This is a genomic window from Pseudomonas sp. L-22-4S-12 (genome assembly GCF_009799935.1).
In the GTDB taxonomy this organism is placed as follows: Bacteria; Pseudomonadota; Gammaproteobacteria; order Pseudomonadales; family Pseudomonadaceae; genus Aquipseudomonas.
In genome coordinates this window covers 97,386-118,944 of record NZ_WELL01000004.1, presented here as the reverse complement: position 1 = coordinate 118,944, position 21,559 = coordinate 97,386, and the positions used below count along the sequence as shown (strand labels likewise).

Sequence of the window (21,559 nt, the reverse complement as noted above, 5' to 3'; positions counted from 1 at the left end):
GAAGTGAACATGGAGACTGGCAAGATGGATTCACCTAGAGCATTCAGGCAACTGCTGCGCCATGGCCTGCTGCTGGCGGGCGGGCTGGCGTTGGCCGTGGCCGCCGAGGCCGCCGAGGTCAAGCACCAGGCCTATCGGGTGTCGAGCATCCCGGTCGAGTCGCTGCAGCGTGAGGCGCCACAGCTGCCCGACCTGAGCGGCTACACCGCCGAGGCGGTCTACGCCAAGGTCCAGGCCAAGCCGGCCGGGCGCGTGGTGGTGCGCGGCATGATCGAGCAGAACCCGCTGGTGGAGTTCACCGGTGGCGACGAGCGCCTGCGCGAGTGGGTCAAGCGCCAGGGCGAGATGCCCCAGGTGGTGTTCATCGAGGGCGGCTACGTGACCCCGGTGGACCTGGCGCGCAGCCTGCCGCAGAAGTACTTCCGCGAGACCGAGCCGGGCGTGTACCTGGCCCGCCTGCCGATCGTGGTCAGCCAGGGCGCGACCCTGCACATCGGCAAGGAGACCAAGGATTTCCGTCTGTCCAGCGAGCGCGGCGCGTTCCTGATCAACGACGGCAAGCTGTTCATCACCGACAGCCGCCTGACCGCCTGGCGCGAGGCCGAGAACCAGCAGGACTGGTTCCGCAAGAAGGGCAAGTTCCGCCCGTTCCTCAACTCCTGGGGCGGCACCGAGACCTACATCGTCAACAGCGTGGTTTCCAGCCTCGGCTACACCGCGAGCAAGTCCTACGGCGTGTCGATCTCGCAGTACAGCCCGGCGATGCACCCGATCATGCAGCGCGGTCATCCCACCGGCTGGCTGCTCAACTCGATGTTCGACGACATGTGGTACGGCTTCTACTGCTACGAGGCCTTCGACGTGGTGCTGCGCGGCAATACCTACCGCAACAACCTGGTCTACGGCATCGACCCCCACGACCGCTCGCGGCGCCTGATCATTGCCGAGAACACCGCCTACGGCACGGTGCAGAAGCACGGCATCATCATTTCGCGCGAGGTCAACGACAGCTGGATCTTCAACAACCGCTCCTACGAGAACCACCTGTCCGGCATCGTCATCGACCGTACCAGCGTCAACAACGTGATCGCCTACAACGAGATTTACCGCAACAAGTCCGACGGCATCACCATCTACGAGAGCGGCCAGAACCTGCTCTGGGGCAACAAGGCCTTCAACAACGACCGGCACGGCATCCGGGTGCGCAACAGCGCCGAGGTCGGTCTGTACGAGAACCTGGCGGTGGCCAACGGCCTGCTCGGCATCTACGGCCACGTCAAGGACCTCAACGGTACCGACCGCGACCTGGCGCTGGACCCCTTCGACATGAACCTGTCGATGACCGTGGTCGGCGGGCGCCTGGTGGGCAACCAGTCGGGTGCCATCTCGGTGGTGGGGCCGCAGAGCGTGAAACTCTACCAGCTGGACATGCTGATGCCGACCAAACCCACGGGTATCGGCATGTTCGGCGCGCTGGCCGCCGACAAGAACCAGATTCTCGACCTGCTCGTGCGGCAGAAGAAGGCCGTGCTGGTCCTGCCGCTAGACCAGCTGGCGCAATTGCAGAAGTGAGGAACGAGCGATGACACGCAATTCAAGCGCGAAAGCGGCCGGCCTGCTGGCCTCGCTGGGGCTGTTCGGCCTGCTGGCCGGCACCGCCCGTGCCGAAGAGGCGCCGCAGTACAAGATCGAGCGTTGCTGCGAAATCTGCCCGCAGGCCCTGCAAGACAGCACCTATACCGGCGACATGGGCGAGTTCACCAAGCTGGTGCAGGGCCGCGATGACTGGCTGTTCCGCAGCAAGATCGATCTGATGACCGATATCGGCACCACGGCCGAGGGTTACCAGCACCTGCAGCGCCTGCGCGATGCCCTCAAGGAGCGGGGCGTGGAGCTGGTCATGGTCTACCTGCCGCCGCGTGGCCTGGTCAGCCCGGAGATGCTCAGCGCGCAGAGCCGCAGCGGCTACGATGCCGAGCTGTCACGCAAGAACTACCTGGCGACCATCGAGCGCCTGCGCAGTCTGGGCATTCGCGTGCCAGACCTGTCGGCGCTGCTGGAACAGCCGGCGGCGGTACGCGAGACGCTGTTCTTCAAGCGCGACAACCACTGGACGCCCCGTGGCGCCGAACAGACGGCGCAGCTGCTGGCCGCCGAGCTGGGCAAGTCGGAGGTGTTCAAGAGCATTCCACGCAAGGAGTTCGTCACGCGCACGGAGGGCGTACGGCACAAGATCGGCTCGCTCAACCAGGCCTTTGGCAAGATCTGCGGCAACGGTTACGCCAACGAATACTTCACCCGCGTGGCCACCGAGCCCAAGGATGAAAGCTCCGAGCTGTTCGGCGAAACCGCGGCGCCCGATGTGGTGCTGGTGGGCACCAGCTTCAGCTCCGCGCAGTACAACTTCGATGGCTTCCTCAAGCAGTACGCCAGTGTCGATGTGGACAACCGCTCGGTAACCGGCGGTGGCTTCCACAGCGCCATGCTGCAGTACCTGGGCAGCCAGGACTTCCAGAACGACCCGCCGAAGATCCTGGTCTGGGAGATCAACAGCTACTACGACCTGGCCATGTCGATCTTCTACCGGCAGATCATGCCGATGCTCGCCAACGGTTGCCAGGCCTCGCCGGCGGCGCTGAGCCAGAAGGTGGCCCTGCACCCGGGGGTCAACCAGATTCTGGTGAACACCACGGTCAAGCCGATCCGCAGCGAGGACTATGTCGCCGATATCCAGTTCAGCGGCGGCAATGTGCGCGACCTGCGCAGCTCGTTTCTGTACATGAGTGGCTCGCGCGACAACCTGAACATTTCCCGCGCCCCGGAAGTGGAGCCCGACGGCCGCTTCGTCTTCGGCCTGCGCGATGGCCCGGAGTGGTCGGGGCAGACCCTGCTGTCCCTGGAGATCGAGATGCCCGCGGACATCCCCGCCGGCATGCAGGTCGAGGCCAGCATCTGCCCGCGTCGCGACGACGCCGGGGCGGCCCTGCAGGCTCGCGCGGACTAACGAAACCAGGACGCGCCGGTGCCCAGCGGGCACCGGCTTACCCCCGAGGGATCGGGGGGAGGGCGCGGCTTAATCGGAGAGTGAAGGCATGGTTTTTTCATCCAACGTATTTCTGTTTTTGTTCCTGCCGATATTTCTCGGCCTGTACTACCTGAGCGGCAATCGCTACCGCAATCTGCTGCTGCTGGTGGCCAGCTACATCTTCTACGCCTGGTGGCGCATCGACTTCCTCGCGCTGTTCGCCGCGGTCACCCTGCTCAACTACTGGATCGGCCTGCGGGTCGGGGCGGCCGGGGTGCGCACCAGGGCCGCGCAGAAATGGCTGATCCTCGGCGTGGTGGTCGACCTGGGCGTGCTGGGCTACTTCAAGTACGCCAATTTCGGCGTGGACAGCCTCAATGCCATCATCGCCTCGTTCGGCATCGAGCCGTTCGTGCTCACCCACATCCTGCTGCCGATCGGCATCTCGTTCTACGTGTTCGAGTCGATCAGCTACATCATCGACGTCTACCGCGGCGATACCCCGGCCACCCACAACCTGATCGACTTCGCCGCCTTCGTGGCGATCTTCCCGCACCTGATCGCCGGCCCGGTGCTGCGCTTTCGCGACCTGGTGGACCAGTTCAACCACCGCACCCACACGGTGGACAAGTTCGCCGAAGGCTGCACGCGCTTCATGCAGGGCTTCATCATGAAGGTGTTCATCGCCGACAGCATCGCGCCGATCGCCGACCATTGCTTCGCCCTGGCCAACCCCAGTACCGGCGATGCCTGGCTGGGGGCCCTGGCCTATACCGCGCAGCTGTATTTCGACTTCGCCGGTTACAGCAGCATGGCCATCGGCCTGGGCCTGATGATGGGCTTCCGCTTCATGGAGAACTTCAACCAGCCCTATATCAGCCAGTCGATCACCGAGTTCTGGCGGCGCTGGCACATCAGCCTGTCCACCTGGCTGCGCGACTACCTGTACATCAGCCTGGGCGGCAACCGCGGCACCACCTTCGCCACCTACCGCAACCTGTTCCTGACCATGCTGCTGGGCGGCCTGTGGCATGGCGCCAACTTCACCTACGTGATCTGGGGCGCCTGGCATGGCATGTGGCTGGCCATCGAGCGCGCCCTGGGCGTCGACGCCGCGCCGCAGCGCATCCGCCCGCTGAAGTGGGCCTTCACCTTCGCCCTGGTGGTGATCGGCTGGGTGATCTTCCGCGCCGAGAACCTCGACGTGGCCTGGCGCATGTATGCGGCCATGTTCAGCTTCGGCGACTGGCGCCTCTCCGAGCTGACCCGCGCGCAGCTGACCAGCCTGCAGGTCGCCACCCTGCTGCTGTCCTATGCGGTGATGGCCTGGTGCGGCATTCGCCAGTTCTATGCCCAGCCGCTGGCCGGTGCGCCCAAGGCGCGGGCCGCGGACGCCATCCCGGCGGGGGGCGCTGCCGTGGGCGTGGCGCTGAGCTACCGCGCGCTGCTGTTCCATGCTGCCGTCCTGCTGCTGTTCGCCGCCGCGGTGCTGAAGCTGTCGGCACAGAGCTTCTCTCCCTTCCTGTATTTCCAGTTCTGAGGAGGCGCCGTCATGTCGCGTACCGCCAATATCCTGTACAGCCTGCTGTTTCTCGGCTTGCTGCTGGCCCTGTCGCTGGCCTCGCTGCCGGCGTTGCTGAGCTTCTCCGCGGCCAGCGAAACCCCGCTGCTGAACGGCAAGCTGGCGCATGCCATCGAGAAGCACTATGACAAGCAGTTCCCGGTCAAGGAGTTCGGCACCAACGCCTGGGCCGCCCTGGAGTTCACCCTGTTCGGCGAAGGTCGCCCGGGCGTGGTGGTGGGGCGCGAGGACTGGCTGTTCACCGACGAGGAGTTCAAGCCGGCCAGCAACCCGCAGCAGCTGCAGGACAACTGGCGGCTGATCGCGGCCGTGCAGGAGGAGTTCAAGCGCCGCGACATCGAACTGGTGCTGGCCCTGCTGCCGGCCAAGGCGCGCCTGTACCCGGAACAGCTGGCCGCGGCCAAGCCGGTCGCCGCCCAGCAGGCGCTGTATGCCCAGGCCCATGCGCTGATGCAGACGCAGCAGCTGCCGGGCCCGGATCTGCTGCCGGCGCTGCAGCAGGCCAAGAGCGCTGCGGCGGTGTTCCTGCGCACCGACACCCACTGGACGCCCCATGGCGCCGAGGCCACTGCCAAGGCGCTGGCCGAGTACCTGGCCGCACGGGGGGACTGGTCGCGTGGCGAGCAGCGCTTCGTCACCCGTACCACCGATAGCCAGCCGCACAAGGGCGACCTGCTCAGCTTCCTGCCCATGGAACCCTATTTCGCCGCCCTGCAGCCGCAGGCGGAAAGCCTGCAGCCGCGGCATACCGAGGCCGCCGAGGCGGGCGCGGAGACGGCCGCCGAACTGTTCGGCGACGCCCAGCCGCAGGTGGCGCTGGTCGGTACCAGCTACAGCGCAAACCCGAAATGGAACTTCGCCGGCGCGCTCAAGCAGGAGCTGGGCAGCGACCTGCTCAACTACGCCGAGGATGGCCATGGCCCGCTGGTGCCGATGTTGCGCCTGCTGCAGCGCGAGCGGGCGGAAACCGCCGATCTGCGCCTGGTGATCTGGGAGTTCCCGGAGCGCTACCTGATGCTGCCGAGCGACCTGTCCGGTTTCGACAGCGCCTGGCTCGAGCGCCTGCGCGGTAATGAGCAGCTGGCGCTGCGCGATCCCGTTAAACCCGCGACGGCTCGCTGAGTCGTCCTGTCTGCCGAGGAAACACCCATGTCGATGATTCGTACCCTCAACCGCTCCGCTCGTCTGGGCAGCCTGTTGCTCAGCCTGTGCGCGCCGCTGGCCATGGCCGACGAAGCCACCCTGTACGGTCCGGTCGCCCCGGACGGCTCGGCCTTCGTGCGCAGCTACAACGCCGCCAATGAAACCCTGGATGCCAACCTGGGCAACCTGCACTTCAGCGATATCGCGCCGAAGGGCAGCAGTGACTACGAGTTTCTTCCCGCCGGCAGCTACAGCGCCAAGGCGGGCGGCAAGAGCCTGGCCGTCAGCCTGGCCGAAAACACCTACTACACCCTGGTGCGCCTGCCGGGCGGCGAGCTGAGCCTGATCGAGGAGCCGCTGTTCAAGAACCGGCAGAAGTCGCTGCTGCGCCTGCAGAACCTGTCCGACAGCGCGCTGACGCTGAAGACCGCCGACGGCAAGACCGAGGTGATCAAGGCGGTAGCCGGCCAGGCCCGTGGCGAGCGCGAGATCAACCCGGTCAAGGTGCGCCTGGCGCTGTTTGCCGGCGAGCGCAAGGTCAGCGACCTCAGCCCCCTGGTGATCGAGCGTGGCGAGGTGGTCAGCCTGTACGTCACCGGCAGCGCCGACAAGCTGTCGCCGGTGTGGGTTAAGCGTCCGGTCACCACCGACTGAGGAATGGCCATGAAGCTTGCGGATCGGACATTGGCGGTGCTGCTGCGTGGCGGGCTTTGCCTGGCCTTGCTGCTGGCCCAGGGCTGCTCCTGGGAGCGCGCTGGCGCCACGCTGGTGCCGCCCGCCGGTTACCTGCGCAGCGCCGCCACGGCGCAGGGCAAGGTGCCGAGCTGCCCGCCGGTGCCGCCGCCCTATACCGGCGAGCTGTACTTCCCGAGCAAGTACGCCGGGTCCGATGCGGCCCGCGACAAGATCAACGGTGCGGCCGCGGCCCGCTATGCGCAGCTCACCGAGGACGTGCGCCAGCTGGAGAACGGCAGCAACCGCCTGGTCGGCCGCTACCTGGCGACGGGCCAGCCGGCCTATGCCGATTGCGCGCTGAGCTGGCTGGACACCTGGGCCGAGGCCGAGGCGCTGCTCAGCGAGCGTTACAACCACACCGGCAAATCGGTGCGCAAATGGGCCCTGGGCAGCGTCGCGGGCGCCTACCTGCGCTTGAAGTTTTCCCGCTCGCAGCCGCTCGCGGGGCATGCCGAACAGGCCGAACGCATCGAGGCGTGGCTGGGCGAGCTGGCCGATCAGGTGGTGATCGACTGGAACGCCCAGCCGCTGGAGCGGCGCAACAATCACCAGTACTGGGCCGCCTGGTCGGTGATGGCCACGGCCGTGGTGCTCGACCGGCGCGACCTGTTCGACTGGGCCGTCGCGCAGTACCGGCATGGCATGCAGCAGGTCGATGGCGAAGGCTATCTGCCGCTGGAGCTGTCCCGGCAGACCCGCGCGCTGGCGTACCACAACTACAGCATGGGGCCGCTGCTGATGATCGCGGCGTTCGCCGAGGCCAATGGCCTGGACCTGCGTGGCGAGAATGACGGCGCCCTGCAACGCCTGGCGCTACGCATGCAGGCCGGCCTGCGCGAGCCGCAGATATTCCAAGAAAAGACCGGTTACCCGCAGACCCTGGAGGACCTGCAGGACAGCAACCGATTTGCCTGGCTGGAGCCTTACTGCGCGCTGTACCCGTGCTCGGAGAGCACGGACGCGTGGCGGCGCTCGATCGAGCCGCTGAGCACCTACCGGCTCGGCGGTGACATGACCCAGCTGTTTTCCGGGCAACTGCCTTGAAAGTGATTCCTGATGCAGTTCCCGCTGCCCGGTACATCCGTTCCGGCGGCGAGACAGGTCCAAATTTAAACGGATATTAAATTGGAGACAGACCCATGATCCCGGTCATTCTTTCTGGTGGTAGCGGCTCTCGCCTGTGGCCTTTGTCGCGCAAGATGTATCCCAAGCAGTTCCTCGCCCTCACCGGCGAGCTGTCGCTGTTCCAGCAGACCCTGCAACGCCTGGCGTTCGAAGGCATGCAGAAGCCGCTGGTGGTGTGCAACCTGGAGCATCGCTTCATCGTCAACGAGCAGTTGGCCAAGATCGGCATCACTGCCCAGGGCATGCTGCTCGAACCGTTCGGGCGCAATACCGCGCCGGCGGTGGCCATGGCCGCCCTGCAGCTGCTGGCCGAGGAGCGTGACGAGCTGATGCTGATCCTCCCGGCCGACCATGTGATCAGTGACGAGCTGAGCCTGCGCCAGGCCCTGGAACTGGCGCGCATCGCCGCCGAAGAGGGCGAGATGGTGCTGTTCGGGATTCCCGCGGACCGCCCGGAAACCGGCTTCGGCTACATCAAGGCGGCGCGTGGCGAGGAGGGCGAGACCCTGGTCCCCGGCGCTTACCGCGTCAAGCAGTTCGTCGAGAAGCCCGACCCTGTGCGCGCCAGCGAGTTCGTGCGCAGCGGTGGCTACTACTGGAACAGCGGCATGTTCCTGTTCCGCGCCAGCCGTTACCTCGACGAGCTGCGCAGCCATGAGCCGGATATCTACGACACCTGCGTGCTGACGCTCGAACGCAGCAAGAGCAGCGGCGGGGTGCTGAGCATCGACGCCGGCACCTTCGAGTGCTGCCCGGACAACTCCATCGACTACGCGGTGATGGAGAAGACCGCGCGCGCCTGCGTCGTGCCGCTGGCGGCCGGCTGGAACGATGTGGGCTCCTGGTCGTCGCTGTGGGACGTGCAGGAGAAGAACAGCGACGGCAACGTGATCAAGGGCGATGTGGTCACCCACAACAGCCACAACAGCTTCGTCCACGGCACCTCCAAGCTGGTCACCCTGATCGGCATGAACGACGTGGTGGTGGTCGAGACCAAGGATGCGGTGATGGTCGCGCACAAGGATGCCGTGCAGGACGTGAAGAAGATGGTCAACGCCCTGGATGCCCAGGGCCGCCAGGAAACCCAGAACCACTGCGCGGTGTACCGCCCCTGGGGCAACTACGACTCGGTGGACAACGGCACGCGCCACCAGGTCAAGCGCATCACCGTCAAGCCGGGCGCGCAGTTGTCGCTGCAGATGCACCATCACCGCGCCGAGCATTGGATCGTGGTGTCCGGCACGGCGCAGGTGACCTGCGACGACAGGGTGTTCCTGCTCACGGAAAACCAGTCGACCTACATCCCGATCGCCTCGGTGCACCGCCTGAGCAACCCGGGCAAGATCCCCCTGGAGATCATCGAGGTGCAGTCCGGCGGCTATCTGGGCGAGGACGACATCGAGCGCCTGGAAGACGTCTACGGGCGTACGCCCAAGGCCACCGTGCCGAGCTGATCGGCATGCCTGCAGTTGGCGGCGGGCAAGCCGCCGCCACTCTCAGAACCTGTTTACGATCGCTTGATCGTGGACAGGTTCTCAGTGGGCCAGCATCTGCCGCAGCACATGCTGCAGGATGCCGCCGGCCTTGAAGTACTCCACCTCGTTCTGCGTGTCGATGCGGCACAGCACCTCGACTTCCTCGTGGCTGCCGTCGGCGCGGGTGATGTCCAGCGCCAGGCTCATGTGCGGGCGCAGGCTGACGCCATCCAGGCCGCCGATGCCGACTTTCTCCGTGCCATTGAGTTGCAGCGTCTTGCGCGTTTGCCCGGGACGGAACTGCAGCGGCAGCACGCCCATGCCAACCAGGTTGGAGCGGTGGATGCGCTCGAAGCTCTCGGCGATCACCGCCTTGACCCCCAGCAGGTTGGTGCCCTTGGCCGCCCAGTCGCGGGACGAGCCGGTGCCGTATTCCTGTCCGGCGAAGATCACCAGCGGCACGCCTTCGTCCTGGTAGCGCATGGCCGCATCGAAGATCGCCAGCTTGTCGCCGCTGGGGATGTGCAGGGTATTGCCGCCTTCCTCGCCGCCGAGCATCTCGTTGCGGATGCGGATATTGGCGAAGGTGCCGCGCATCATCACCTCGTGGTTGCCACGTCGCGAACCGTAGGAGTTGAAGTCGGCCGGGGCCACGCCGTGCCCGGCCAGGTAGCGCCCGGCCGGGCTATCCTGCTTGATGTTGCCGGCGGGGGAGATGTGGTCGGTGGTTACCGAGTCGCCGAGCAGGGCGAGGATGCGCGCGCCGTGGATGTCGCCGACATGCGGCGGGTCGCCGGCGATGTCGGCGAAAAACGGCGGGTGCTGGATATAGGTGGAGTCGGCCTGCCACTGGTAGGTGGCGGCCTGCGGCACGGCGATTGCCTGCCACTGCGCGTCGCCGGCGAACACCGCGGCGTATTCGCGGCGGAACATGGCGCTGTCGACCTGGGCCACGGCCGCGGCGATTTCCGCCTGGCTCGGCCAGATGTCGCGCAGGTACACCGGCGCGCCGTCCGTGCCGCTGCCCAGCGGCTGGCTGCTGAGATCGATGCGCACCGTGCCGGCCAGGGCGTAGGCCACCACCAGCGGCGGTGAGGCCAGCCAATTGGCCTTGACCAGCGGGTGTACGCGGCCCTCGAAGTTGCGGTTGCCGGAGAGTACCGAGGCCACGGTCAGGTCGGCGCCCTGGATCGCCGCCTCGATCGGTTCGAGTAGCGGCCCTGAGTTGCCGATGCAGGTGGTGCAGCCGTAGCCGACCAGGGCGAAGCCCAGTCGATTCAGGTAGGGCGTCAGCCCGGCGGCGGCGAAGTATTCGCTGACCACCTTGGAGCCGGGGGCCAGCGAACTCTTCACCCAGGGCTTGCGGCTCAGGCCCTTTTCCACCGCCTTCTTGGCCAGCAGGCCGGCGGCCATCATCACGCTGGGGTTGGAGGTGTTGGTGCAGGAGGTGATGGCGGCGATCACCACGGCGCCGTCCTCCAGTTGATAGTGCTGGCCGTCATGGCTGACGCTGGCACTGGCGACCTTGTCCCTACCCTGCAGGGCCAGCAGGTCGGCGAAGGCCTGGCCCACCTGCGGCAGCGGCACCCGGTCCTGGGGGCGCTTGGGCCCGGCCAGGCTGGCCTCGACGCTGGCCAGATCCAGCTCCAGGCTGTCGCTGAACAGCGGCTCAAGGCCCGGCTCGCGCCACAGGCCCTGGGCCTTGCTGTAGGCCTCGACCAGCTTGACGCTGGCTTCCGGGCGGCCGGACAGGCGCAGGTAATCGAGGGTGATCCCGTCCACCGGGAAGAAACCGCAGGTGGCGCCGTATTCCGGGGCCATGTTGGCGATGGTGGCGCGGTCGGCCAGGGGCAGCTCGGCCAGGCCGTCGCCATGGAATTCGACGAACTTGCCGACCACGCCCTGCTTGCGCAGCATCTGCGTCACGGTCAGCACCAGGTCGGTGGCGGTGATGCCTTCGCGCAGCTTGCCGCTGAGCCTGAAGCCGATCACCTCGGGAATCAGCATCGACACCGGCTGGCCGAGCATGGCCGCCTCCGCCTCGATGCCGCCGACGCCCCAGCCGAGCACGCCAAGGCCGTTGATCATGGTGGTGTGCGAGTCGGTGCCGACCAGGGTGTCGGGGAAGGCGAAGGTCTGGCCGTCTTCCTCCTTGGTCCACACGGTGCGCGCCAGGTATTCCAGGTTGACCTGGTGGCAGATGCCGGTGCCCGGCGGCACCACGCGGAAGTTGGCGAAGGCGTTCTGCCCCCAGCGCAGGAAGGCGTAGCGCTCGCCGTTGCGCTGCATCTCGATGGCGACGTTCTGGCCGAAGGCGCTGGGCGAGGCGTACTGGTCGACCATCACCGAGTGGTCGATGACCAGATCCACCGGCGACAGCGGGTTGATCTGCTGCGGGTCGCCGCCGGCGGCGGCCATGGCCGCGCGCATGGCGGCCAGGTCGACCACCGCCGGCACGCCGGTGAAGTCCTGCATCAGCACGCGGGCCGGGCGGAACTGGATCTCGTGGTCACTGCGCCGCTGCTGCTGCCAGTCGACCATGGCCTTGATATCGAAAACGCTGACCGTGGCGTTGTCTTCGTGGCGCAGCAGGTTTTCCAGCAGCACCTTGAGCGACAGCGGCAGGCGGCGGATGTCGCCAAGGCTCTTGGCCGCCGCGTTGAGGTCGTAGTACTGGTAGCGCTGGCCGTCGATCTCCAGGCGGCGCTGGCAATTGAGGCTGTCCAGGGAGGGCATGGCGTTTCTCCTGCGCGGTCGGAACCGGCTGATGGCGAGTTAGTGAAACTAGACCGCCGAGTCAACTCCCGCCACTTTCCCCGGCGCGCCGTGGCGGGCCGACTCGGCTATCATGCGCGGCCTGAGGAGAACCGCGATGAATACCCTGCTACTGCACTGCCGCCCGGGCTTCGAAGCTGAAGTCTGTGCCGAAATCAGCGAACACGCCGCGCGCCTGGAGGTGCCCGGCTATGCCAAGGGCAAGCCGAACAGCGCCCATGCCGAATTCGTCTGCAGCGAGGCCGATGGCGCGCAGCGGCTGATGCAGGGCCTGCGCTTCAACAAACTGATCTTCCCGCGCCAGTGGGCGCGCGGCAGCTACCTGCCGCTGCCGGAAAGCGACCGCATCAGCGTGCTGCTGCAGGCCCTGGCCGATTACCCGGTGTGCGGCAGCCTGTGGCTGGAAGTGTTCGACACCAACGACGGCAAGGAACTGTCGAACTTCTGCAAGAAGTTCGAGGCGCCGCTGCGCAAGGCGCTGACGGCGGCCTGCAGGCTGGTCGATGACCCGAGCAAGCCGCGCCTGCTGCTGACCTTCAAGAGCGGCCGCGAGGTGTTCCTCGGCCTTGCCGAGGCGAACAACCAGGCGCCCTGGCCGATGGGCATCCCGCGTCTGAAGTTCCCGCGCGAGGCGCCGAGTCGCTCGACCCTCAAGCTGGAGGAGGCCTGGCACTATTTCATCCCGCGCGAGCAGTGGGACACGCGCCTGTCGGACGAGATGACCGGCGTCGACCTCGGCGCCGCCCCCGGTGGCTGGACCTACCAGCTGGTCAAGCGCGGCATGCTGGTCACCGCCATCGACAACGGGCCGATGGCGCAAAGCCTGATGGACACCGGCCTGGTCCAGCACCTGATGGTCGACGGCTTTACCTGGAAGCCCAAACAGCCGGTGGACTGGATGGTCTGCGACATAGTCGAGAAGCCGGCGCGCAATGCGGCACTGCTGGAAACCTGGATCGGCGAGGGCCTGTGCCGCGAGGCGGTGGTCAACCTCAAGCTGCCGATGAAGCAGCGCTATGCCGAGGTCTGCCGCCTGCTGCAACGCCTGGAGGACGCCTTCGCCGCGCGCAAGATCAAGGTCTCGATCGCCTGCAAGCAGCTCTACCACGACCGCGAGGAAGTTACCTGCCACCTGCGGCGTCTGTAGCCTGAGGGCAGGCCCAGTAGGTCTGCTTGTGCCCGCGGGCCTGGTAGTCGCGGGCCAGGCGCTCGGCCTCCTCGCGGCTGAGGCCGGTGCGCAGGACGAATTCATTGCCGTTGTCGTCCAGGCGTTTGACGCACCAGTCTGGCGTGCTTGCCATGCTCCGACCTCCTGCGCTGGGCGCGCGGCGCCCTTTGCGCGACAATAGCGGCCTGTTTCCGGAGTAGCCCATGTCCCAACAATCTGCCGACATTCCCGACGCCATCCTCGACGCCAGCGGGCTCAACTGCCCGGAGCCGGTGATGATGCTGCACAACAAGGTGCGCGACCTGCCGGCCGGCGGCCTGCTCAAGGTGATCGCCACCGATCCTTCGACCCGTCGCGACATCCCCAAGTTCTGCCTGTTCCTCGGCCATGAACTGGTCGAGCAGGGCGAGGAAGCCGGCAGCTATCTCTACTGGATTCGCAAGAAGCTCGACTGAGCCCGGCAAGCCGTTGCAAAACTGACTGCTAAGCGCGGATGCGTCGGCGCGCGCTGCGCGCCAGGCGAATGCCGAGCAGCACGGCGGCGCAGGTCAGGCCGACTACCAGGCCCTGCCACAGGCCGCGCGGCCCCGATGGTTCGCCGAACCAGTCGGCCAGGCCCAGGCCGTAGCCCACCGGCAGGCCGATGCCCCAGTAGGCGAACAGGGTGTAGAGCATGGTCGCGCGGGTGTCCTGGTAGCCGCGCAGGGCACCGGCGGCGGTGACCTGGATGGCATCGGAGAACTGGAACAGCGCCGAGTAGACGATCAGGCTCGACGCCACGGCGATCACTTCCGCCGAGGCGGTATAGATCTGCGCGATCTCGCTGCGCCACAGCAGCATCAGGCTGGCCGACAGGCAGGCATAGGCCAGGGCGGTGGCCATGCCTACGCCCGCGGCGAAGCGCGCCTCGCGCGGCTGGTCGCGGCCGAGTGACTGGCCGACGCGCACGGTGGCGGCCATGCCCAGGGAGTAGGGGATCATGAACACCAGCGAGCTGAAGTTCAGGGCGATCTGGTGGCCGGCCACCACCGTGGCGCCCAGCCCACCGATCAGCAGGGCGATCACCGAGAAGATGCTGGCCTCGGCGAACACCGCCACGCCGATCGGTACGCCGATCGCCAGCAGGCGCCGGAGCACCGGCCACTGCGGCCAGTCGAAGCGGGCGAACAGCTGGCTGGGGCGGTAGTAGGGCGCCCAGTTCACCCACCAGAGCATGCCCAGCAGCATGCTCCACATGACGATGCCGGTGGCCCAGCCACAGCCCACGCCGCCGAGGGCCGGCAGGCCGAGCTTGCCGTAGATCAGCACGTAGTTCAGCGGGATATTCAGCAGCAGGCCGCCGATGCCCAGCATCATGCTCGGCCGGGTATGCCCCAGGCCGTCGCTGTAGCAGCGCAGCACGTGGTACAGCGCCACGGCGGGGAAGCCGCAGGCCACCCCGCGCAGGTAGCCCATGGCCGGCTCGATCAGGCTGGGGTCGACCTGCATCAGGTGCAGCACCGGCTCGGCATTCCACAACAGGACGGCGGCGCCACCGCCCACGGCCAGGGCCAGCCACAGCGCCTGGCGTACCAGCGGGCCGATCTCCTGGTGCTGGCCGCTACCGAAGCGTTGCGCCACTTTCGGCGTGGTCGCCAGCAGGATGCCGGTCATCAGCAGGAACACCGGCACCCACAGCGAGTTGCCCAGGGCCACGGCGGCCAGGTCGCGCGGGCTGACGCGACCGGCCATCACGGTGTCGACGAAGCCCATGGCGGTGTGCGCCAGTTGCGCGATGATGATCGGGGTGGCCAGCGCCAGCAGGGCGCGCAGTTCGGCGCGGATGCGGGCGGGACGGGTGAGGGCAGGCATGGGCAGATCCGACGACAGGGCCGGCGATTCTACTCCGCCGGCGCGCCGGCGGCATCAATCTTGTCTGGGTAGACAGGTGTCGTGGACGGTCTGCACCTAGGCTGCGCGCCCCGGCTCAGGGTACGTCGTTCAGGCGCACGGGAATCCGCCGCTGCCCGAACGAACCAGCGTACTGGCCGAAGCGCCCGGCGATGGCGGTGTGGCAGTGCGGGCAGTGCCCGGACTCGCTCACCTGGTAGTCGAGGATGCGGTACCAGTCGCGCACGATCAGCGGCTTGGCGCAGCCCGGGCAGAAGGTGGTGCCGCCGGCGGTGTCGTGCACGTTGCCGGTGTAGGCGTAGTGCAGGCCCTGGTCGCAGGCGATCTGCCGCGCCCGGCTGAGGGTCGCCGGCGGCGTCGGCGGGATCTCGCGCAGCTTGAAGTCGGGGTGGAAGGCGGTGAAGTGCAGCGGCACGTCCGGCCCCAGTTCGCGGTAGATCCAGCGGCACAGCGCCTCGATCTCGGTGGTCGAGTCATTGTGGCCGGGGATCAGCAGGGTGGTGATTTCGGTCCACACCTCGGTCTCGTGGCGCAGGTAGACCAGGGTGTCCAGCACCGGCTGCAGGTGCGCGCCGGTGAGCTTGAAGTAGAAGTCCTCGGTGAAGGCCTTGAGGTCGACATTGGCGGCATCCATCACCGCATAGAACTCGCGCCGCGCGTCGGCATGGATATAGCCGGCGGTCACCGCCACCGGGTGGACGCCGTGCGCGCGGCAGGCCAGGGCCGTGTCGATGGCGTATTCGGCGAAGATCACCGGGTCGTTGTAGGTGAAGGCCGCGCTGGCGCAGCCCGCGCTCAGTGCGGCCAGGGCGATCTGCTCGGGGCTGGCCTGGTCCATCAGGCGGTCCATGTCGCGGGACTTGCTGATGTCCCAGTTCTGGCAGAACTTGCAGGCCAGGTTGCAGCCGGCCGTGCCGAAGGACAGCACCGAGGTGCCGGGATGGAAGTGGTTGAGCGGCTTCTTCTCGATCGGGTCGATGCAGAAGCCGGAGGAGCGGCCGTAGGTGGTCAGCACCATCTGCTCGCCTTCGCGCATGCGCACGAAGCAGGCGCCGCGCTGGCCGTCGCGCAGCTTGCAGTCGCGCGGGCAGAGGTCGCACTGGATGCGGCCGTCGGCCAGCGGGTGCCACCAGCGCCCGGGGTAGTGCCTGGTCGGCTCACTCATGCTCGGCCTCCCGCCACTTGCTGACGCCGTAGCGCCCCAGGCGGATCTCCGCGTGCCAGAAGTCGGCGGGGAGGCCGGCCTTGCGCTTGAGCTGGGCGAGGAAGTCGGCCGGTTCGGGCAATTGTTCCCAGACCTGCGGCAGGAAGGTGCCACGGGCCTGGCGGAATTCCAGGAGCAGACCGTCCCGTCCCGGACGCAGGCATTCCAGCAGCTGCTGCTCGCTGTCGACGGCCAATTCCTCGATGGCCGAGAGCAGCGACACCTCGATGCGCGTGCTGCCCAGCTCGGCACGTTGCAGCGCGGGGAAACGCCAGTCGCTGCTGGCTGCGGCCACGGCATTGGCGCGCACGTCGTCGATCAGCGGCCGGTGCGCCTCCAGGCTGCCGATGCAGCCACGCAGCTGGCCCTGCTGGGTCAGGGTGACGAAGGTGGCGCCCGGCTGGCGCAGCCAGGCGCGCTCGGCATGGCCATGGCCGGGGCCGCCCAAATGGCGGGAAATCGCATCGCGGGCCACCTTCAGCAGCGTCTCGCCGCGGGCATCTTCGGTCTTGGCCGGCGCCGCGGCGTAGAAGGCGATGGCCGCGTAGCCGACGACCCGCGACTGGTCGCCGGCGGTGTCCCCGGAGTTGCGCAGGTCGAGCAGCTCGGCACGCAGCCCGTGGCGGGCCGCACAGCTGAGCAGGCCGTTGACCGGCGTGGCGCCGCAGGCCTGGGCGTGGTCCAGGCCGGGTTGCTCGGCGAGCATCTGGCGTACCGTGGCCTCGTCGGTCTGCCTGGCCTGGGCATAGGGCAGGTAGTGCGAGAGGTCGGAACTGATCAGGATCAGGGTCTCGTCACCACCCCACAGGCGTTCCAGTACCTCGGCCACCTCGGCGGTGCTGGCATCGCCCACGGCCAGCGGCAGCAGCTGGAAGTCGCCCAGCGTCTCCTGCAGGAAGGGCAGCTGCACCTCCAGGGAATGTTCCAGGGCATGCGCCGCGTCGCTGACGCAGACTTGCGGCAGCCCGGCGATGGCCGCCATGCCCGGAAGATCCAGCGCGACCTGGCCCAGCGGCGTGGCGAAGGCCTGCGTCGCGGGCAGGGCCAGGCCGCGAACCGCCACCCGGTGCGTCGGCCCCAGCAGCACCACCCGGCGGATGCGCCCGGCCAGCGCCGGCAGGCGCGCATAGGCCTGCGCGGCCACCGGGCCGGAATAGGGGTAGCCGGCGTGCGGCACGATCAGCGCCTTGGGCGCTGGCGTGGCGCCGGTCGGCGCGGCGGCGGCCAGCAGGGCCTGGACCTCGCGGCGCAGTTGCTGCGGGGCAGACGGATAGAACAGGCCGGCGACGGCGGCTGGGCGGATACTGGGCATGGCAAAATCCTCTTCCTCAGGGCTTAGATAGGGCCGCGGGGGAGAAGTGCAAGGGCTGCTGGTTAAAATTTAACCAATGGTGCGGGCGGGACAAGCGCGGCGGCGCTTCCGTAGAATGGCGGCCTGACTGCCGGAGTTCCCCATGCGCATCCTTGCCGACGAAAACATTCCCCTGCTCGACGAGTTCTTCGGCGGGTTTGGCCAGATCAGCCGCCACCCCGGCCGCGGCATCGACCGTGGCGTGCTCGGCGATGCCGAGGTGCTCCTGGTGCGCTCGGTGACCCGCGTCGACCGCGCCTTGCTGCAGGGCAGCCGGGTACGTTTCGTCGGCACCTGCACCATCGGCACCGACCACCTCGACCTCGAGTATCTGCGCGAAGCCGGCATCGCCTGGTCCAGCGCCCCCGGCTGCAACGCCCGCGGCGTGGTCGACTATGTGCTGGGCTGCCTGTTGGCGCTGGCCGAGCAGACCGGCAAGCGGCTGGCCGAACGCTGCTATGGCGTGGTCGGCGCCGGCCAGGTCGGTGCGCGCCTGGTCCAGGTGCTGCGTGGCCTGGGCTGGGATGTGCGGGTCTGCGATCCGCCGCGGCAGGCCGCCGAGGGCGGCGATTTCGTCGACCTGGCCGGCATCCTGCGCGACTGCGACGTGATCAGCCTGCACACCCCGCTGGATGCCGGCACCCGCCACCTGTTCGGTGCCGGCGAGCTGCAACGGCTGCGCGCCGGCAGCTGGCTGATCAACGCCAGCCGCGGCGCGGTAGTGGACAACCCGGCGCTGCGCCAGCATCTGCTAGGCGGCGCGGACCTGCAGGTGGCGCTGGATGTGTGGGAGGGCGAGCCGCAGGTCGACCCCGAGCTGGCCGCGCTGTGCCGGATCGCCACGCCGCATATCGCCGGCTACAGCCTGGACGGCAAGCTGCGCGGCACCGCGCAGATCTACCAGGCCTACTGCGCCGCCACCGGCCTGGCCGAGCAGGTGCAACTGGGCGATCTGCTGCCGCCGGCCTGGCTCGGCGCGCTGAGCCTGGATGCCGGCGCCGCGCCCGACTGGGCGCTGGCCACCCTGTGCCGGGCGGTGTACGACCCGCGCCGCGACGATGCGGATTTCCGTCGTTCGCTGGCCGGCGACGCGGCGCGGCGCAAGGCGGCCTTCGATGCCCTGCGCAAGCATTACCCCTATCGCCGCGAGATCGACGGTTTGCGCGTTGCCGTGCAGGGCGAGGCGCCGGCCCTACGGCAACTGGTGGCGGCGCTGGGCGCCCGGACGATTTGACGGGCAAGAAAAACCCGGGCGCATGGCCCGGGTCAGATGGCCCAGAGGGCAAGAGGGGGAAAGCTTCAGGCCTGTTTGCTGGCGGACCAGTTCTTCTCCAGTTCGCGGCAGGCGCGCTGGATCATGCCTTCGGTGATCGGTACTTCGCGACCCTGGGCATCGATGAAGGCGCCGCCCACGGTCTGTTGCGGTTTCAGCGTGGCGACGCGCTGAGGGTTGGAACTGCTGTCTTTCAAGCGCATGGCTGGTCTCCTCTGCAGGTGAATGCGCGCAGTCTAGGGCGACTATGTGAAGGCGCGGTGACAGTCCGCCGCGCCGGGAAAGCGACGGCAGCGCGGGCGTAGCAGGCCCGCAGGACTTGTCGGTCTCGGGGGCGTCGGCGCCGATGCTCCTGGGAGTAGTGTCGAACAAACGCTGCGATCCGCCCATCCGACTTTATAGGTAGTGATAGCAGGAGCCTGCATGAGCAGCACCTTTCATATCGGCTTGATCATCAACCCCCTGGCCGGCCTGGGGGGAACCGCCGCGCTCAAGGGCAGCGACGGGGTGGCCGCCGAGGCCCTGGCCCGCGGCGCCGAGCCGCGCGCCGCCGAGCGTACGCGGATTGCCCTGGAATGCCTGCGGCCGGTGGCCGGGCGCCTGCAGTTCCTCTGCTTTCCCGGCCCGATGGGTGCCGATCTGCTGGCTGAACTGGGCTATGCCCATCGCGTGCTCGGCGCTCTGGATGCCGGCCCGACCAGCGCCGCCGATACCCGGCGTGCCGTGCAGGCCCTGCAGGATGCCGGTTGTGCGCTGATCCTGTTCGCCGGCGGCGACGGCACCGCCCGCGACATCTGCGCCGCGGTGCGCGAGGAACAGCCGGTGCTGGGCATCCCGGCCGGGGTGAAGATCCATTCCGGGGTCTACGCCATCAGCCCGCGCGCCGCCGGCGAGCTGGCCCGGCGCCTGGTCGAGGGCGGCCTGGTGCGCCTGGCCAGCGGCGAGGTGCGCGACCTCGACGAGGCGGCGCTGCGCGACGGCAAGGTCAGTGCGCGCTGGTACGGCGAGCTGAGGGTGCCGGTGGAAGGCAGCTTCATGCAGCACGTCAAGCAGGCCGGCATGGAGTCCGAGGAACTGGTGCTGGTCGACCTGGCCGACTGGCTGCAGGAGAGCTGGGAGCAGGGCGTGCGCTACGTCTTCGGCCCCGGCTCGACCCTGCACGGCCTGGCGCAGAACCTCGGCCTGGAGACCACCCTGCTCGGCGTCGACGTGGTCGAGAACGGCGCGGTGCTGGCCCGCGACGTGACCGAGGCGCAGCTGTACGCGCTGGTCGATGGTCATCCGGCGCGCCTGCTGGTCACCGCCATCGGCGGCCAGGGCCATATCATCGGCCGCGGCAACCAGCAGATCAGCCCGCGGGTGCTGCGCGCCATCGGCCTCGACCACCTGCGGGTGATCGCCACCAAGCGCAAGCTCGGCACCCTGGCAGGCCGCCCGCTGCTGGTGGACAGCGGCGATCCGCAGCTGGACGAGGCCTTCCCCGATGCGTTGCGGGTGTGGGCAGGTTACAAGGAAGAGCTGCTCTACCCCGTGGGCTGGGCGGACCAACGGCTGCAGGAGGATTAAATGCGTCAGGGCTGCCCATGGCTTGAGCAGGCGTTGCGCCGCGCCGTACTGGTCTGTCTGTGCCTGTGCCTGGCGCTACCGGCCTGGGCGCAGCCGATCCAGGCGGAACAGCTGGTCAGCGCGGCGCGCCAGCAGGTCGGCGTGACCCTGGGCTACGACCCGGTCTATCGCCGGCTCGACTATCCCGGCGGCGATGTGCCGCTGGCTACCGGGGTATGCACCGATGTGCTGATCCGCGCCCTGCGCGCCCAGGGCCTGGACCTGCAGCAGGCGGTGCACGAGGACATGCGTGCGCATTTCTCCGCCTACCCGAACAACTGGGGGCTGAAACGCCCGGATCGCAATATCGACCACCGCCGGGTACCCAACCTGATGACCTGGCTGCGCCGCCAGGGCCTGGCCCGGCCGCCCAGCGAGGCGGCGTCGGCCTACCGGGGCGGCGATGTGGTGACCTGGGACCTGGGCAACGGCCTGAGCCATATCGGCATCGTTTCCGACCGCCGCAGCGCCCAGGGCGTACCGCTGATCCTGCACAACATCGGCCGCGGCACCCGGGAAGAAGACATCCTGTTCGCCTTCAAGGTGACCGGGCATTACCGCTTTGCCCGGCCGTAGTCCGCGACCTGCGCCGTTCAGGCGCCTGTCGGCAGCAGCCGCTGGGGGACGCGGGCGTAAGCCCGCGCGCGCTGGTGTGCGTTGAGCAGCGGCAGGTTGAGCAGGGAGGCGGGGGCCAGCAGGATCAGCGCCGGCAGCATCAGGCCGAGGGGCAGCCAGGCCGGGATCTCGCTGTCGGCTTTGCGCAGGCTGAAGTACAGGGCATGCCCGGCCAGCAGCAGGGCATTGCACAGCTCAATGCCGAGCAGCCAGGCGGTTCCCATTTCCAGCAGGCGTGACAGCACCAGCAGCTGAATGAGGGCGTAGAAAATCAGGCAGATAGCGCCCGTCGAGTAGTCCGGCGGCTGGATCAGCCCCTGGGCGGCGAGCGTCTGGAAGATGAATGCCTGCTGCTCCTCGGTGAAGCTCTGCGGGTCGAAGCGGACACGCTTGTCTTCCTGGCAGAAGAACTCTCGGCTGTCGATGAACAGCAGCAGCTTGTTGGCCTGGCCGGGCGCGCAGGGTTGGTTGTTGTCGGCCCAGCGGGCCTCTACTTCGAGGCCGCGGCATTGCAGGTCGGCGATGATGGCGCCGAGTTTGCGGCTGTCGAAGGCGTCCGTTTTGAATCGATACATCCCTGTATTCCCTGTGTG

The 21,559-nt window shown here is 67.9% G+C and carries 19 protein-coding genes; 12 read left to right on the top strand and 7 right to left on the bottom strand.

The genetic code is table 11. From position 1 onward, the window contains the following. Nucleotides 1-9: 9 nt before the first annotated feature. From algG to F3I16_RS11780, 7 genes are all read left to right on the top strand, one after another. Nucleotides 10-1,572, top strand: coding sequence for a mannuronan 5-epimerase AlgG (gene algG, locus F3I16_RS11810; RefSeq protein WP_256670156.1), 1,563 nt, complete (start codon nucleotides 10-12; stop codon nucleotides 1,570-1,572). A 10-nt stretch (nucleotides 1,573-1,582) separates the two neighbouring features. Continuing rightward, nucleotides 1,583-3,004 (top strand): alginate biosynthesis protein AlgX, encoded by a 1,422-nt coding sequence (locus F3I16_RS11805; RefSeq protein ID WP_160493814.1) that lies wholly within the window; start codon nucleotides 1,583-1,585, stop codon nucleotides 3,002-3,004. Nucleotides 3,005-3,092: 88 nt separating this feature from the next. Then, entirely contained in the window at nucleotides 3,093-4,565 is a 1,473-nt protein-coding gene (locus tag F3I16_RS11800; RefSeq protein ID WP_160493813.1) for an MBOAT family protein, read from the top strand. A 12-nt stretch (nucleotides 4,566-4,577) separates the two neighbouring features. After that, nucleotides 4,578-5,729, top strand: a complete 1,152-nt coding sequence (locus F3I16_RS11795; RefSeq protein ID WP_160493812.1) for an alginate O-acetyltransferase — start codon at nucleotides 4,578-4,580, stop codon at nucleotides 5,727-5,729. A gap of 27 nt (nucleotides 5,730-5,756) precedes the next feature. Further along, nucleotides 5,757-6,404, top strand: a complete 648-nt coding sequence (locus F3I16_RS11790; protein WP_160493811.1) for an alginate O-acetyltransferase AlgF — start codon at nucleotides 5,757-5,759, stop codon at nucleotides 6,402-6,404. Nucleotides 6,405-6,407: 3 nt separating this feature from the next. Further along, nucleotides 6,408-7,529: a mannuronate-specific alginate lyase gene (locus F3I16_RS11785; protein ID WP_372239622.1), complete on the top strand. Its 1,122-nt coding sequence runs from the start codon at nucleotides 6,408-6,410 to the stop codon at nucleotides 7,527-7,529. Between the two features lie 95 nt (nucleotides 7,530-7,624). Then, nucleotides 7,625-9,064 carry a mannose-1-phosphate guanylyltransferase/mannose-6-phosphate isomerase gene (locus F3I16_RS11780; protein WP_160493809.1) on the top strand — a complete coding sequence of 480 codons (1,440 nt, stop codon included), beginning with the start codon at nucleotides 7,625-7,627 and terminating at the stop codon, nucleotides 9,062-9,064. A gap of 81 nt (nucleotides 9,065-9,145) precedes the next feature. On the opposite strand, the gene acnA is transcribed toward F3I16_RS11780, so the two are convergent. After that, a complete protein-coding gene (acnA, locus tag F3I16_RS11775) occupies nucleotides 9,146-11,821 on the bottom strand; it encodes an aconitate hydratase AcnA (RefSeq protein WP_160493808.1) in 2,676 nt (891 codons plus the stop codon). 136 nt (nucleotides 11,822-11,957) lie between these two features. Between acnA and rlmM the strand changes: the two genes are divergently transcribed. Further along, nucleotides 11,958-13,007 (top strand): 23S rRNA (cytidine(2498)-2'-O)-methyltransferase RlmM, encoded by a 1,050-nt coding sequence (gene rlmM, locus F3I16_RS11770; RefSeq protein WP_160493807.1) that lies wholly within the window; start codon nucleotides 11,958-11,960, stop codon nucleotides 13,005-13,007. On the opposite strand, the gene F3I16_RS11765 is transcribed toward rlmM, so the two are convergent. Beyond that, entirely contained in the window at nucleotides 12,982-13,161 is a 180-nt protein-coding gene (locus tag F3I16_RS11765) for a hypothetical protein (RefSeq protein ID WP_160493806.1), read from the bottom strand. The two genes, rlmM and F3I16_RS11765, sit on opposite strands and share 26 nt — an antisense overlap. A gap of 70 nt (nucleotides 13,162-13,231) precedes the next feature. On the opposite strand from F3I16_RS11765, the gene tusA reads away from it, so the two are divergent. Next, nucleotides 13,232-13,483: a sulfurtransferase TusA gene (gene tusA / locus F3I16_RS11760; protein ID WP_160493805.1), complete on the top strand. Its 252-nt coding sequence runs from the start codon at nucleotides 13,232-13,234 to the stop codon at nucleotides 13,481-13,483. 28 nt (nucleotides 13,484-13,511) lie between these two features. Here the strand turns inward: tusA and F3I16_RS11755 are convergent, their stop codons facing one another. The 3 genes from F3I16_RS11755 to amrB form a co-directional block, all read right to left on the bottom strand. Further along, a complete protein-coding gene (locus tag F3I16_RS11755) occupies nucleotides 13,512-14,879 on the bottom strand; it encodes an MATE family efflux transporter (protein ID WP_160493804.1) in 1,368 nt (455 codons plus the stop codon). Between the two features lie 115 nt (nucleotides 14,880-14,994). After that, nucleotides 14,995-16,083, bottom strand: coding sequence for an AmmeMemoRadiSam system radical SAM enzyme (gene amrS / locus F3I16_RS11750; RefSeq protein ID WP_160493803.1), 1,089 nt, complete (start codon nucleotides 16,081-16,083; stop codon nucleotides 14,995-14,997). Then, nucleotides 16,076-17,434 carry an AmmeMemoRadiSam system protein B gene (gene amrB, locus F3I16_RS11745; protein ID WP_160493802.1) on the bottom strand — a complete coding sequence of 453 codons (1,359 nt, stop codon included), beginning with the start codon at nucleotides 17,432-17,434 and terminating at the stop codon, nucleotides 16,076-16,078. Before amrB ends, amrS begins: the two co-directional genes overlap by 8 nt. A gap of 142 nt (nucleotides 17,435-17,576) precedes the next feature. Here amrB and pdxB point away from each other — a divergent pair, with 142 nt between their 5' ends. Then, nucleotides 17,577-18,707, top strand: coding sequence for a 4-phosphoerythronate dehydrogenase PdxB (gene pdxB, locus F3I16_RS11740; RefSeq protein ID WP_160493801.1), 1,131 nt, complete (start codon nucleotides 17,577-17,579; stop codon nucleotides 18,705-18,707). A gap of 65 nt (nucleotides 18,708-18,772) precedes the next feature. Here the strand turns inward: pdxB and F3I16_RS21020 are convergent, their stop codons facing one another. Further along, nucleotides 18,773-18,949 (bottom strand): PA1571 family protein, encoded by a 177-nt coding sequence (locus F3I16_RS21020; RefSeq protein WP_178116665.1) that lies wholly within the window; start codon nucleotides 18,947-18,949, stop codon nucleotides 18,773-18,775. Nucleotides 18,950-19,169: 220 nt separating this feature from the next. Between F3I16_RS21020 and F3I16_RS11735 the strand changes: the two genes are divergently transcribed. Continuing rightward, nucleotides 19,170-20,312 (top strand): ATP-NAD kinase family protein, encoded by a 1,143-nt coding sequence (locus F3I16_RS11735; RefSeq protein WP_160493800.1) that lies wholly within the window; start codon nucleotides 19,170-19,172, stop codon nucleotides 20,310-20,312. Further along, nucleotides 20,313-20,927 carry a DUF1287 domain-containing protein gene (locus F3I16_RS11730; protein ID WP_160493799.1) on the top strand — a complete coding sequence of 205 codons (615 nt, stop codon included), beginning with the start codon at nucleotides 20,313-20,315 and terminating at the stop codon, nucleotides 20,925-20,927. A 17-nt stretch (nucleotides 20,928-20,944) separates the two neighbouring features. Here the strand turns inward: F3I16_RS11730 and F3I16_RS11725 are convergent, their stop codons facing one another. Continuing rightward, complete coding sequence (locus tag F3I16_RS11725) at nucleotides 20,945-21,541, bottom strand: hypothetical protein (protein WP_160493798.1); 597 nt, start codon at nucleotides 21,539-21,541, stop codon at nucleotides 20,945-20,947. Between the last annotated feature and the right edge of the window lie 18 nt (nucleotides 21,542-21,559).

Excerpts from the sequence above, each read along its gene's own strand:
- acnA (WP_160493808.1), bottom strand. The coding sequence starts at position 11,821 with ATGCCCTCCCTGGACAGCCTCAATTGCCAGCGCCGCCTGGAGATCGAC.
- F3I16_RS11725 (WP_160493798.1), bottom strand. The coding sequence starts at position 21,541 with ATGTATCGATTCAAAACGGACGCCTTCGACAGCCGCAAACTCGGCGCC.
- F3I16_RS21020 (WP_178116665.1), bottom strand. The coding sequence starts at position 18,949 with ATGCGCTTGAAAGACAGCAGTTCCAACCCTCAGCGCGTCGCCACGCTG.
- F3I16_RS11755 (WP_160493804.1), bottom strand. The coding sequence starts at position 14,879 with ATGCCTGCCCTCACCCGTCCCGCCCGCATCCGCGCCGAACTGCGCGCC.
- pdxB (WP_160493801.1), top strand. The coding sequence starts at position 17,577 with ATGCGCATCCTTGCCGACGAAAACATTCCCCTGCTCGACGAGTTCTTC.
- rlmM (WP_160493807.1), top strand. The coding sequence starts at position 11,958 with ATGAATACCCTGCTACTGCACTGCCGCCCGGGCTTCGAAGCTGAAGTC.
- F3I16_RS11785 (WP_372239622.1), top strand. The coding sequence starts at position 6,408 with ATGGCCATGAAGCTTGCGGATCGGACATTGGCGGTGCTGCTGCGTGGC.
- F3I16_RS11805 (WP_160493814.1), top strand. The coding sequence starts at position 1,583 with ATGACACGCAATTCAAGCGCGAAAGCGGCCGGCCTGCTGGCCTCGCTG.
- amrS (WP_160493803.1), bottom strand. The coding sequence starts at position 16,083 with ATGAGTGAGCCGACCAGGCACTACCCCGGGCGCTGGTGGCACCCGCTG.
- F3I16_RS11765 (WP_160493806.1), bottom strand. The coding sequence starts at position 13,161 with ATGGCAAGCACGCCAGACTGGTGCGTCAAACGCCTGGACGACAACGGC.
- algG (WP_256670156.1), top strand. The coding sequence starts at position 10 with ATGGAGACTGGCAAGATGGATTCACCTAGAGCATTCAGGCAACTGCTG.
- F3I16_RS11800 (WP_160493813.1), top strand. The coding sequence starts at position 3,093 with ATGGTTTTTTCATCCAACGTATTTCTGTTTTTGTTCCTGCCGATATTT.
- F3I16_RS11730 (WP_160493799.1), top strand. The coding sequence starts at position 20,313 with ATGCGTCAGGGCTGCCCATGGCTTGAGCAGGCGTTGCGCCGCGCCGTA.
- F3I16_RS11780 (WP_160493809.1), top strand. The coding sequence starts at position 7,625 with ATGATCCCGGTCATTCTTTCTGGTGGTAGCGGCTCTCGCCTGTGGCCT.
- F3I16_RS11790 (WP_160493811.1), top strand. The coding sequence starts at position 5,757 with ATGTCGATGATTCGTACCCTCAACCGCTCCGCTCGTCTGGGCAGCCTG.
- tusA (WP_160493805.1), top strand. The coding sequence starts at position 13,232 with ATGTCCCAACAATCTGCCGACATTCCCGACGCCATCCTCGACGCCAGC.
- F3I16_RS11795 (WP_160493812.1), top strand. The coding sequence starts at position 4,578 with ATGTCGCGTACCGCCAATATCCTGTACAGCCTGCTGTTTCTCGGCTTG.
- F3I16_RS11735 (WP_160493800.1), top strand. The coding sequence starts at position 19,170 with ATGAGCAGCACCTTTCATATCGGCTTGATCATCAACCCCCTGGCCGGC.
- amrB (WP_160493802.1), bottom strand. The coding sequence starts at position 17,434 with ATGCCCAGTATCCGCCCAGCCGCCGTCGCCGGCCTGTTCTATCCGTCT.